At 37.4% G+C, this 12,922-nt stretch carries 11 protein-coding genes; 2 read left to right on the forward strand and 9 right to left on the reverse strand.

Features of this window, described 5'->3' with window-relative positions; all coding sequences use genetic code 11:
• Positions 1 to 166 precede the first annotated feature (166 nt).
• Genes ACFIL3_RS02245 through ACFIL3_RS02265 form a run of 5 tightly spaced genes read right to left on the reverse strand, consistent with a single transcriptional unit; the run spans position 167 to position 3,872 of the window.
• On the reverse strand, positions 167 to 1,429 hold the full coding sequence (locus ACFIL3_RS02245) for an acetyl-CoA carboxylase biotin carboxylase subunit family protein (RefSeq protein WP_375681394.1): 1,263 nt from the start codon (positions 1,427 to 1,429) through the stop codon (positions 167 to 169).
• Positions 1,426 to 2,373: a DMT family transporter gene (locus tag ACFIL3_RS02250; RefSeq protein ID WP_375681395.1), complete on the reverse strand. Its 948-nt coding sequence runs from the start codon at positions 2,371 to 2,373 to the stop codon at positions 1,426 to 1,428. The genes ACFIL3_RS02245 and ACFIL3_RS02250 overlap by 4 nt, the downstream gene beginning before the upstream one ends.
• Entirely contained in the window at positions 2,370 to 3,269 is a 900-nt protein-coding gene (locus ACFIL3_RS02255; RefSeq protein ID WP_375681397.1) for a DUF6421 family protein, read from the reverse strand. Before ACFIL3_RS02255 ends, ACFIL3_RS02250 begins: the two co-directional genes overlap by 4 nt.
• Positions 3,221 to 3,574, reverse strand: coding sequence for a hypothetical protein (locus tag ACFIL3_RS02260; RefSeq protein WP_375668441.1), 354 nt, complete (start codon positions 3,572 to 3,574; stop codon positions 3,221 to 3,223). The genes ACFIL3_RS02255 and ACFIL3_RS02260 overlap by 49 nt, the downstream gene beginning before the upstream one ends.
• On the reverse strand, positions 3,561 to 3,872 hold the full coding sequence (locus tag ACFIL3_RS02265; RefSeq protein WP_375668442.1) for a prephenate dehydratase domain-containing protein: 312 nt from the start codon (positions 3,870 to 3,872) through the stop codon (positions 3,561 to 3,563). Before ACFIL3_RS02265 ends, ACFIL3_RS02260 begins: the two co-directional genes overlap by 14 nt.
• Before the next feature lie 890 nt (positions 3,873 to 4,762).
• Between ACFIL3_RS02265 and ACFIL3_RS02270 the strand changes: the two genes are divergently transcribed.
• Positions 4,763 to 5,545 (forward strand): ATP12 family chaperone protein, encoded by a 783-nt coding sequence (locus ACFIL3_RS02270; protein ID WP_375668443.1) that lies wholly within the window; start codon positions 4,763 to 4,765, stop codon positions 5,543 to 5,545.
• 34 nt (positions 5,546 to 5,579) lie between these two features.
• Here the strand turns inward: ACFIL3_RS02270 and ACFIL3_RS02275 are convergent, their stop codons facing one another.
• The 4 genes from ACFIL3_RS02275 to uvrA form a co-directional block, all read right to left on the reverse strand.
• A complete protein-coding gene (locus tag ACFIL3_RS02275) occupies positions 5,580 to 6,125 on the reverse strand; it encodes a hypothetical protein (protein ID WP_375611513.1) in 546 nt (181 codons plus the stop codon).
• Between the two features lie 156 nt (positions 6,126 to 6,281).
• On the reverse strand, positions 6,282 to 7,691 hold the full coding sequence (glnA, locus tag ACFIL3_RS02280; protein WP_375611514.1) for a type I glutamate--ammonia ligase: 1,410 nt from the start codon (positions 7,689 to 7,691) through the stop codon (positions 6,282 to 6,284).
• A 59-nt stretch (positions 7,692 to 7,750) separates the two neighbouring features.
• Positions 7,751 to 8,089, reverse strand: coding sequence for a P-II family nitrogen regulator (locus tag ACFIL3_RS02285; protein WP_015856528.1), 339 nt, complete (start codon positions 8,087 to 8,089; stop codon positions 7,751 to 7,753).
• Between the two features lie 1,064 nt (positions 8,090 to 9,153).
• The gene (uvrA, locus tag ACFIL3_RS02290; RefSeq protein ID WP_375611515.1) at positions 9,154 to 12,069 is read right to left on the reverse strand and encodes an excinuclease ABC subunit UvrA; all 2,916 of its coding nucleotides are present in this window, start codon (positions 12,067 to 12,069) and stop codon (positions 9,154 to 9,156) included.
• Positions 12,070 to 12,399: 330 nt separating this feature from the next.
• Here uvrA and ssb point away from each other — a divergent pair, with 330 nt between their 5' ends.
• The gene (gene ssb / locus ACFIL3_RS02295; protein WP_375611516.1) at positions 12,400 to 12,906 is read left to right on the forward strand and encodes a single-stranded DNA-binding protein; all 507 of its coding nucleotides are present in this window, start codon (positions 12,400 to 12,402) and stop codon (positions 12,904 to 12,906) included.
• Positions 12,907 to 12,922 lie beyond the last annotated feature (16 nt).

Consider the following 12,922-nt stretch of genomic DNA (forward strand, 5'->3'; position numbering starts at 1 on the left):
GTACCATGTGCTTTAATAAATATGAAAATATCATGTTGATTTATTTTTATCTGCTATAGCATTTCTCAAATGCTTTAAAAAATTTGTCCATCTGATAAACAGATTAAAATGAGAAAATCCTACAATATCGGGGTTCTTATTCAATATGAATAAAGATAAATTATCATTATAAATCAATGTTTTGCCATATGATGCTTAAGGTGTCATCGAGCCATTTGTGATAATTGCGTGCTTCTTCGTTTGAGTTATGAACAGAGAAAATAAAACCAGGATATCCACCAAATGCTGGTGGAGGTGGTGAAAGATGATTGGTTTCAAAGAAAATGATAGTTCTGGCGGTTTGAGGATGCTGTGCAACCTTATCGAGACCTAAAAATCCAGAAAACCGTCCATGACCACGAAGAGGAATAATATAATTTGCCGCCACTTTTTCAGCTGGAAGTATATCGGGAAGGTCTAAGTTTTTTTCAGCTAAAGCGGTATTCATACATAGTTTTGCAAATGAAATCCCTGTACTTTGCTCAACAATAAAATGGGAGACACCCGATCCACCTATACGAGCGCCAATCTCAATGATATAAGGTAAATTATGAGCATCTAGGCGTAGCTCTACATGGGCAGCACCTATATTTATACCAAGAGCTTTAACTCCAGAGCATGCAGCCTCACATAAAGCAATAATTAAAGGATCATCTATATCACAGCGTTGACGATAAATTGTTTCTTCAAACCATGGTCCCTCAGGCTGTCCCTTGTCTCCAATGGCCAGAACGTGTACACCTGCTGTATCAACAAAGCATTCTACGACAAACTCTTTTCCTGGCAAATACTGTTCTACTACTAAACCTACAGGTTTATTTTTATCATTAAAACGTGCCATGTCTTTATGCTGAACATTCCATACGGCTTTAATGAGATCAGGAAGTTCGGCGGAATTTTTAGCTAACATTACGCCTGTACTTGCCCATCCAGAGACGGGTTTAATAACGAGTGGATAATCCAAGGCTTGTGTTTGTGATAGGTCTTCTGGATGATCTATATAAAAGAATCCTGGTGTTCTTAAGCCTGCTTTAGCGAAAGCTTGACGCATGAGATATTTATTTCTGGTTAATGCTGCTACTTCTGGTTCAATACTTGGAGTATTGATTTTTTTTGCAGCCAAAGCTGTCCATAGGATGGCTTCTTCGCGAAGGGTCATAACCCCAGAAATATTGCGTTCTTTTGCTTCCGTTGCAAAAGTGTCTAGAGCTGCCTCTGGGTTATCAAAAACAGGAAGTTGCCAAGTTGAAGTTACTGCTGCGGGGTGTTGAGAGGGAACGCTTTCAGCGGTATCATAGATCATTACTAATTCGATATTAGCTGCTTGTGCTGCTTCAAATATAAATGGTAATTTTGCATTGCGCTGGCAAACTAACGCGAGTTTTTTCATTTTGTTTCCTCATTAAATTTGGAGTTTTGAGAATGGCGTTTATGTTGCCATGTAGATACCTTTGATGCATCTATAAATAAGAGTGTCATCCCTATAACAACTACAATCATAGCAATTATTTTGATCATATTGAGAGAAGGGCTCGAGCCGATTATCCATTCACATGCAATCACTGCAAAAGGGGATAATACGCCGATAGTGTTGGCGTATAATACGCCTCCTTCGGCTAAAACTTTTTGATATAATACGTAAACTGGTGCCGAGCAAACAGTTCCTAAAATCAATATTTTAAATATATCTTCTAACTTAAGATAGAAGAGTGGGGCAGGATCAAAAATAAATAATGGCATAAATGATGCTACAGAAATTGTCGTGATCCAAGCCAGTGAGGTGAGCAAAGGTAGATTTTTAAGATAACGTTTAGACAATAAGCCATAAGCAGAATAAGAAAGTGCTGCTGTTAAGGCAAGCACTACTCCTATCAGGTTATAATATCCACCTTCTCCACTATTTATATTGAATACTACAGCTGCTACACTGACAATTATCACTCCACTAAGCTTCAGCCATGAGAATTTAAGGACATTTGTCAATGCACCTAATATATAAGTAATTCCTGGAATAGTAGCGAGCACCATGGTTAAATCACTGGCTTTGAGCGATTTTAATGCACCAAAGCTGCATACAAAATACAGCGAAAATCCTAACACTGAGAGAATTAAAAAAGAAGGTATCATGGAAAGCAATGGTAGGGATCTGAAAACAGCTTTCTCACGAAATATTGCAATCAGCCATAAGGTGGCAGCGGTGGCAAACAACCTAAGTCCAACTGCATGCATGACGGGTATATTGCTAACCAAATTCTTAGATAATAACCAACTTATGGAAAACAATGCTAGAATGGCAAAAGTAAATAATAGTAACCGTCCTTTTATAAAACTCAATGATTTAATCCTCTAATCACTCGCTGTGCATAAGATGATGTTGAAAAATTAAATCGTGACTTTGAGGTCTGTGGTTTTCCAAGATTATTTTGGATATAATCTTTAGCTCCTGCCAAATAAGCGTCATCATCTAATGCTTCAAGTGCTTCTATATCTGCTATCATCAATATTATTACTTTTTCAAGACGCTCCAAATCAAATTGAAGATAACCTTGATTTGTTTCAATCAATGCTTTGTTCCGCATCAATATTTCAAAAAGCAAGATCCCTGTACCAGCATCGAATGTCATATGCTGATCAGAATCTTTTGGATAACGAAATATACGTTCTAATAGGATAAATTCAGTTATTTCTTTCCAAAATTTTGGATGATTTTGTAGCATAATACGCACTGTAATTAAATCAACTTTAGTTTCTTCTAGAAGACCTGTAAACCAATTTAATTTTATATACAGATTTTTATCCAATGGCCGCGGTCCGGTATGATGTGCATAGTCATGATAATAGCCCCACAAACAGCGAGCATCGTAAATGTCTTCTTTAGATAAGTTACGACTATGCAATTGACCGAACAGGAATTTACTATCTCGACCGAGTAAACGTTCAGCTTCCACAATTGTTTGCTTGTTGTAAATATCAAAGAATTTACTGAAAAAAAACAAAGCAAATGCTTGCTTATCAATTTTTTGAGCAGCTGCTACAGATTCTGGGAATAGAACAATGCAATTGCCTTCTAAAAAACCTCTTGATGCTATTCCCATTTTTATACATTGAAATGGTGATACATAATTATTTGTATATTTTGAGGCGTCAGCAAGATAGGCCGTTTCATGACGATATCCTGTAACTAATTCCAGCCGGAATCCTTCTGGATCAGGTCCATTTGTTGCACGCATTGGAGCCAAGAAAACAAGGGCGCATCTGGTAATGGGGCTTTGAAAGCAGCCAAAGTGTTATCAAATTTAGGAGGGGTCGTTAAACCGCTGATCATCCACTGAAGAAGATCATCAGAAATGATCGCTAAAAGTTTTGGAGATAATCCATCAAGAATATTAGCATGGTGGTTCAGCAGAGTGATCAATTTATTAATCATATTACTATCTGCTGAAGTTGGTTCCTTAATGCTCCCATTTCGTTCTTGGCGCATACGGAATTTGTCAACTAAGTTAACAATGGAAAGAAGCGCTTCAGATTTTTTCATGATGAGTTGACTTTAGTGAGTGGAGCAAAAAGTCCATTGGCACTTGTCCAAAATTTTCGACAATACTCAGCCTATAGCGATTTGCCGCAACCGATGTTGTGATACAAGCATCGGCTTTTTCAGCCTTACAAAGAACGGCTGCATCAGCATTGCTGTTGGCAAATACTTTGTCATATTGATGAGCTATCAGAGCTTGCGGGGCAGGATGAGGCGCTACGGTTTTAATTTCATCAATGTTATTGCGTTTAGCTAAAACCATAGAGTGAGTAGGCATGATAAAGCTGTCAAATAATTGCATATCACCTAAACGGTGAGTGTATGCAAATCAGGGTAAGCAGCACAACTTAAGAGATAAGCATCTTTTTTTTGAGCAAGTTCATTAAATGCTTCTTCAAGAGTTGCGTATAAGATAATACGGGATCTCGAGTCAGTGGACAAAATATTTTTATTGTGATTGTCAAGCCACCACTGTGTTGCTGCTGCACAGTTAGTATCTGCAGGGCCAAGTGTATAGATAAAAGCATTATTTTCAGATTACATAATCTCTATTCTTTTAATTATGCGACTAAATTTAAATTAGTGTGATATGATAGAGTATATCAAGAACAATGCGTTAAGTAATTTAGTGCTTTATAAAATAATGTATATATGAAAGAAAATTTACAATTATAATTTTGTCTGTTCATTATTCTATCATGCCGTAAAACAGCGTCTTTTAGGGGAGTAATTGAGCAGAAAAATTCTATGCAGGGTATTTATTGGATATGTTAGAGAATTATTGGAATGGTTAAACAAAGGTAAATGATACGTAAACCGCACTGCTCTATCATTTTTTGGATGAGCAGCGTTTTTGAATCTGTTCATATTGATAATACTATTATAGGTGAATAATAAGCAAATTGGTAAGGCGTGAACATCTTTGCCATAAAACTCAATATATTTAACTTCTTAATTAAGATAATACTTTTAGAAATTGTTTTACTATTATGATTGTATTAAATATATAAAAGGCAATCATCATTGTCTTGTTTGTAAAAGAAACATGAAATATAACTCTTAAATCAGATTGAGATTGGTAAGATTTTTTTCTTCTTTGGAATCGTTAAGAAGGTCAGATTAAACCTTATTCAAGCTATAGAACCTAAAGAAACAGTCGTTTTTTTTTGAAAAGATCAGAGGTAAACAAATATGCGTGAGATTTTGGATCATGTTGATATGCCATTGAATAAGAAGAGTTCTGTTCAAAAGGTTCAAAATCTTTCATTCCAATCACACCCAAAACGGTTTTATAAGCAAGTGAAGATCGCTTGTGAGGAGGGCGGCTTTACGATTTTGTTGGATGAACGTCCTGTAAAAACGCCCGCAAGGCGTCATTTTCATGTGCCAACAGAAGTGTTTGCTGAATATGTTGCTCAGGAATTTGAGAACCAAAAGCACGTTGTTGATCCTGCAAAAATGCCGATGACGCGTTTGGTTAATACTGTTATTGATGGTATCGCTGATGATATGCAGGCGGTTTTTGAAGATTTATTGCGTTTCGTTGCATGTGATATGATCTTTTATCGTGCACAAACACCTAAAGAGTTGGTGCAAAAACAATCTGAACAATGGGATCCTTTATTAGATTGGGCTGAAAAAAAACTAGGTGCAAGGTTTTATTTGACAGAAGGGCTGATGCATGTGGAACAATCACCAGAAGCACTTCAAGCAGTCAGTAATTATTTACGTAGAGTTGAGTCTGCTTATATGCTTGCTGCACTTCATATGATGACAACATTAACGGGATCTGCTCTCATTGCTCTTGCTGTTGCTGCGGGAAACATTGATGCTGATCATGCTTGGTCTATTGCCCATTTAGATGAAGATTGGATGATGGAGCAATGGGGAACGGATAAAGAAACAATAGCACGCCGTTCTCATAAAAAAGTTGAATTTAATGCTGCTGCTACAATTGTTACAACTTGTTTATAGGGGAAAATCTTTTATTTACGTGCATTCTTTTCGCTCAGAGTATTTTTGTGACTTTTTGAGGATTGGTTTTTACTTTATCAAGTCCAGGAAATAGTTCATTGGTTATGGTTAAGAGCGCTTCGTCATTACCACGGATAAAATACCATTGGTTATCGTGAAGTAGGGCAATAATTTCAGTTTGAATAGAGCATTTTTTTCCAGCATTTGTTGTGGTTACAAGCTCCACGGGTATAACAAAATAAGGGGTACCATTATCAAGGGTACCTTCACGTTTTTGTTTTTGATCAATGTTGATCGTTTCAATCTTGTAACTTTCTGCCAACCGTTCTATTTGGCTTTTCATGATTTGTAGAAATTGCGATTGATTAAGATTTTTTTTGGCGGTTAAGCGGTTGATGACTTGGGGAGGAATAGCATTTAAGATGGCATTTGCATCGGCATTTTTAAGTGCTTTACTATAAGCAGATGTTGCTTTTTCAAGAGTTGTAAGTTTTTGGTTGGTTATTGTATGTGCTTTAGTTGTTGATGTGATAAAGACAATGCATAAAAGAACGGAAACGAGAAAACAAATTCGCGGCATTAGAAACCTTTGTTAATTCATTTGAAGAGATTCAACACATTATAAAGGAAAAGCGGATGAGCAAAAAGCCTCTTGCGCTTTTGCATGAGACGAATATCCACAAAAATGGAGGCTTTTGCCTCCATTTTAAAAATCAAAAGAATGCGTATTGATTGTTTAAACAGAATAGTACATATCAAATTCAACAGGATGGGGTGTTGTTTCGTAACGCAAGACTTCTTGCATCTTTACTTGAATGAAGGAATTAATCTGATCATCATCAAAAACGTCGCCAGCTTTAAGAAAGCCACGATCTTTGTCAAGTGCTTCAAGCGCTTCACGCAGGCTTCCTGAAACAGTAGGGATTTCTTTAAGTTCCTTTAAGGGAAGATCATAAAGATCTTTATCCATAGCATGTCCGGGATGAATTTTGTTTTTGATACCGTCAAGACCAGCCATTAAAAGGGCTGCAAATGCCAAATAGGGATTTGCTGTTGGGTCTGGAAAACGAACTTCTACGCGTTTTGAATTTGGTGAGGAGCTCATAGGAATACGGCAAGATGCAGAACGATTACGTGCTGAATAGGCAAGAAGAACAGGAGCTTCATAACCAGGAACCAAACGTTTATAGGAGTTTGTGGATGGGTTGGTAAAAGCATTTATTGCTTTTGCGTGCTTAATAACACCACCGATAAAAAACAGACAGGTTTCTGATAGTCCAGCATATTCATTTCCTGCAAAAATGGGTTTGCCATCTTTCCAAATGGAAATGTGGACATGCATTCCAGAGCCGTTATCACCAAAAACTGGTTTTGGCATGAAGGTTGCTGTTTTCCCATAACTGTTTGCTATTTGATGTACAACATATTTAAAAATTTGCATCTTGTCAGCCTCGCGAACAAGTGTATCAAAACGAATACCCAATTCATGTTGGCCCGCTGCTACTTCGTGATGGTGTTTTTCGACCTGTACACCCATATCTTTGAGTGCTGTGAGCATTTCAGAACGCATATCTTGGCAGGAATCAATCGGCGGAACAGGAAGGTAGCCTCCCTTTATTCGTGGGCGATGCCCTAGATTTCCTGTTTCATATTCCGTATCATCATTAGAGGGAAGTTCACTTGAATCGAGTTTAAACCCTGTGTTGTAAGGGTCCGTTTTATAGCGCACATCATCAAAGATAAAAAACTCTGCTTCTGGACCCACATTGATTGTATCTCCAATGTTTAAAGATTTCATATACACCTCAGCCCTTTTGGCGATAGAACGAGGATCTCTACGATAAAACTCACCAGAGACAGGATCAAGTACATCACAAAATATGACCAAAGTAGATTGAGCAAAAAAAGGATCAATATGTGCTGTTGCTGGATCTGGCATTAAAACCATGTCAGATTCATTAATTGTTTTCCAACCAGCAATTGAAGAACCATCAAACATGACACCATCACTAAAAGTATCCTCGCTGATCTCTGCGATATCCATTGTAATGTGATGCAATTTTCCTCGTGGATCAGTAAAACGTAAATCAACAAAACGGATTTCGTTGTCTGTAATCTGTTTGATAATATCTGATGCGGTTGTCATATTCAATTTCCTTAATATGGCGTTGAGGTGGATAAAAAAGTGAATTTTCCTGTTATTTATTAAAGGGCATCGATACCGGTTTCGTCTGTGCCTATACGAATTGCATCATCAATGGAAAAGACAAATATCTTTCCATCCCCTATATGTTTGGTTTGAGCTGCTTTACGTATTGCATCAACAGTTTGTTCCAGTTTTTCATCGGACACAACAATTTCAATCTTTACTTTAGGTAGAAAGTCAACAACATATTTCGTACCACGATAAAGTTCTGTATGTTCCCTTTGACGACCAAAACCTTTCGCTTCTGTTACTGTAATACCATGTAACCCAATTTTTTGAAGCGCTTCTTTCACTTCATCAAGTTTGAAAGGTTTTATAATGGCTTCAATTTTTTTCATGCTGAAATTATCTCCAACGTTATTTTGTCTTTTTAGACTGCATCACATTATATTGACAACTGTAAGATGTCCAACAGATACTTTGTGCACAAAAAGTCGAAAATAATGACACTCTATGCTCTGTTAGGAGAGTTTCTTTTGTAGAATACAGCCAAATACTGTTTTTTGGGAAAAAAACTTACAATTCTTATACAGAATTCAAATAATATAATAAAAGAGTTTTGTTTCTTTTTTATTAGATAATATCTTGACTTATAAGGATAATTAGACGCTCTCCACATTGAATGAGAAACTCTAATAGCGTAAGATTTTCTCATTTTAGATCTTTTTATCGTCAATCAATCAAAACGATACTTTTATATATCATAAATAGTTATGAGTGTGTGGATAACAACATTTGAAAAAAGAAATAAAATGCTTTTTATGAAAGCTTTCGATAATTAAAGGCTTTACAATATTAGGGAGTAGGGAAGACAAATATTGGAAAAGAGTGTGATGATGCCGATTCATAAATGTAAAGATGGTGGTGTATAATAATGAGTTTATCATTATAGCATTCATAGGAGCCGTTGTGAAATGGGCTTGAGAGCATTGAGAAATGTTTCTTTAAAACAGATGTGGGAATTGGCAACGCAAATATATTCCGTTTGGGGCGTTTTGTTCCTTCGTGAGGAATGTGATCTTCATTAAGGAACGCGATAAATAAAAGTGTGAAGCAATGGCAATCTTCATTATAAGATATTGCTGTGGATGCCTTGGAAAATCATAAAGATAAATTAAAAGGAAATGGAAATATAGAAATTTATTTATACCCTTAAAACTTCATATTCTTCCCAGTTTAGGTTGTCTGGTCGTTTCAGGTATAAACAAAACAGAGAATAAATACGCAATTATGTGCGCGTTCCTATTTGGCAATACGACAACTGAAACAGCTTATAAAGCGCTAAATTGTTTTTAGTCTTTGCTTCAAACGTGTTGCACCACTGGAATTAGGTGTTGGTTTACAGGTAATAATAAAAGTACAGGCTTTGTTAGTATGCTGTATTTTACAATAGAAAGCGTTTCTAAGAATTGGAATTATAGAGAGATGGGCGCAGTAAAACATGTTTTAGAAATTTTCCCGTATAGGAAGCGGGAACCTTAATGATGTCTTCAGGGCGTCCAATTGCAACAATTTCACCACCGCGATCTCCACCTTCTGGTCCTAAATCAATAATCCAGTCGGCTGTCTTTATAACATCAAGGTTATGTTCAATGACTATAACTGTGTTGCCTTGCTCGACTAGTTCGTGAAGCACTTCAAGAAGTTTGGAAATATCATGAAAATGTAAACCTGTTGTCGGTTCATCCAAAATATAGAGTGTACGTCCCGTTGTTTTACGAGAAAGTTCTTTCGCAAGTTTTACACGTTGTGCTTCCCCACCAGAAAGTGTGGTTGCTTGCTGTCCTACTTTTATGTAACCCAATCCTACTTTAATGAGAGTTTCCATTTTATTATGAATAGCGGGAATAGCTTGGAAAAATTCCTCTGCCTTTTCAATTGTCATATCCAAAATATCGGCTATAGACTGTCCTTTGAATTTTATTTCTAGTGTTTCTCGGTTATAGCGTTTTCCTTTACAGACATCGCAAGTAACATAGACATCAGGTAAAAAGTGCATTTCAATTTTGATGACTCCATCACCTTGACATGCTTCGCACCGTCCTCCTTTAACATTAAATGAAAAACGCCCAGCTTTGTAACCGCGGGCTTTTGATTCTGGAAGATCGGCAAACCACTCACGAATCGGTGTAAAAGCACCTGTATAGGTTGCGGGATTAGAGCGTGGGGTGCGTCCAATAGGAGACTGGTTGATATCGATGACTTTATCAAGAAATTCTAATCCTTCAATTTTGTCATAGCTGGCAGGGCTGTGATGAGAGCCCATGATATGATGTGATGCTGCTTTGAAAAGCGTTTCAATAAGAAATGTTGATTTTCCTCCTCCAGAAACACCAGTTATGCATGTGAAGGTTCCAAGAGGAATATTCGCATTGATATTTTTGAGGTTATTGCCTTTGGCGCCGATGATTTTAAGTGTTTTCGTTTTTGATATTTTGCGTCGCTCTGTCGGCATTTTAACAGCCATTTTTCCTGAAAGGTATTGGCCTGTGAGAGAGGCTGAATTTTCTATAATTTCCTGCGGTGTTCCTTGCGCTATGATTTCTCCACCATGAACGCCTGCGGCAGGCCCCATATCGACAACATAGTCTGCTGTGAGAATAGCATCTTCATCATGTTCAACAACAATAACTGTATTGCCAAGATTACGCAAATGGCGCAGCATTTCCAACAGGCGTTCATTATCGCGTTGGTGTAAACCGATAGATGGTTCATCTAAAATATAAAGAACGCCTGTAAGACCAGAACCAATTTGGGATGCCAACCGAATGCGTTGGCTTTCTCCCCCTGAAAGCGTTCCTGAATTTCGAGACAAGGTAAGATATTCCAATCCTACATGATTTAAAAAAGCCAAGCGTTCACGAATTTCTTTTAAAATACGTACGGCGATATTACGTTGTTTTTTTGTGAGATATTGATGAACATTGGCAAACCAATCATCTGCCTTTAGAATAGAAAGATCTGATATTTGCCCAATATGCATTCCGTTTATTTTTACAGCAAGTGCCTCTGGTTTTAAACGATAACCGTGACAAGCTGGGCAGGGCGAAGAAGACATATAACGTTCGATTTCTTCTCGAGACCAAGCAGAATCGGTTTCTTTCCAGCGTCTCTCCATATTAGGGATGATTCCTTCAAAGGGTTGGGTCGTTTTATGCGAACCAGAATTATTTTTATAGATAAAAGAAATTTCATCTCTTTTTGTACCGTAGAGAATAGCCTGTTGTGCTTCATTAGAGAGTTCACACCATTGATCTGTGAGTTTGAAACCGTAAGCTTTTCCTAATGCTTCTAAGGTTTGTTTATAGTAAAGTGAATCTGACTTAGCCCAAGGGGCAATGGCGCCATTCTTGAGGGTAAGATTTTTATTGGGCACAATTTTCAGTGGATCCATTGCTTTTTTTATGCCCAGTCCATCGCAGAGAGGACAGGCGCCAAAAGGATTATTGAACGAAAAAAGGCGTGGTTCAATTTCAGGAATAGAAAAACCCGATACAGGGCAGGAAAACTTTTCTGAAAAAATGAGCCGTTTGTGTGTATCATTTTTTGATTTATGAGCAGATTCCTTTGTCGTTTCTTTTTGTGCTAAGGGGTGGTCTGCCATTTCAGCTATGGCAAGCCCATTTGCTAGCTGTAAACAGGTTTCTATACTATCAGCCAAGCGAGAGGTGATATCCTTCTGTACAACAATGCGGTCTACCACGACATCGATGTCGTGTTTATATTTTTTATCAAGAGGTGGAATATCAGCGATTTCATAGAATTTTCCATCAACTTTAGCGCGTTGAAATCCTCTTTTTAAAAGTTCTGTTAGCTCTTTTTTATATTCTCCCTTTCGTCCTCGCACTAAGGGTGCCATAATAAAAATTCGCGTTCCTTCTGGTAAGGCCATAATTTGATCCACCATTTGGCTTACTGTCTGGCTTTCAATAGGAAGTCCTGTTGCAGGAGAATGAGGAATACCAATACGTGCAAAGAGAAGACGCATGTAATCGTGGATTTCAGTAACGGTACCTACCGTTGAACGAGGGTTGCGACTGGTTGTTTTTTGTTCAATGGAGATAGCTGGAGAGAGACCGTCTATGCGGTCGACATCGGGTTTTTGCATGACTTCCAAAAATTGGCGTGCATAGGCTGAAAGGCTTTCGACATAGCGGCGTTGTCCTTCAGCGTAAATTGTATCAAACGCTAAGGATGATTTCCCTGATCCAGAAAGTCCTGTTATAACAATGAGTTTATCACGAGGCAGATCGAGATCAATATTTTTAAGGTTATGCTCACGTGCACCGCGAATGGAGATATATTTTTGATGAGTCATACTTTATCCTTGGCATATGTGGCAAAAATTGAGCACCTAAAATGGAATAAAACTGTTTTTTTAGAATTATAATGTGTTTAACTGCTTTAATGCAAAAGGAAGGTATAAGTTTTGTGAAAAAAATACAAATGAGCAGCTTTTTATTCTCTCGTGGTCGAATAAACTATGCGTTTTTATCATCTTTTGTTATAATTACACTGAATACAATATTGGTAAAGGATAGCAATACCCATATTGATAGTCAATTGCGACATGTAAATTGAAGGTCAAGATGGTTATAACTGTTATAGAACAGAGTATTTTACAAATTAAAATTTTGGAGTTTATGCGATGGCTGGTAGCCTTAATAAAGTTATTTTGATTGGTAATCTTGGTGCGGATCCTGAAATCCGCCGTTTGAATTCTGGTGATCAAGTGGCAAATCTGCGTATTGCTACTTCAGAAAGTTGGCGCGATCGGAATACAAATGAGCGAAAAGAACGCACTGAGTGGCATAGTATTGTTATTTTTAATGAAAACCTTGTCAAAGTTGCAGAGCAATATTTAAAAAAGGGCAGCAAAATTTATATTGAGGGGCAGTTACAGACACGAAAATGGCAAGATCAAAATGGAAATGACCGTTATACAACAGAGATTGTTTTGCAAAAGTACCGTGGCGAATTACAAATGCTTGATGGGCGGGGAGCTGCGAGCGGGGAGCAAGGAGCAAGTCAAGGGGGGAGTTATAGTGGTGGCTTTGCCGATAGTCACTCAAATCAGAGAAATGCTTTTGGTCAAAATAATAATCAATTGGGAGAAAGTTTTTCACACAAATTAGATGATGACGTCCCTTTTTAAGAGTCTTTAAATTGCA

It is taken from the genome of Bartonella sp. CE47NXGY (assembly GCF_042195415.1).
In the GTDB taxonomy this organism is placed as follows: Bacteria; Pseudomonadota; Alphaproteobacteria; order Rhizobiales; family Rhizobiaceae; genus Bartonella.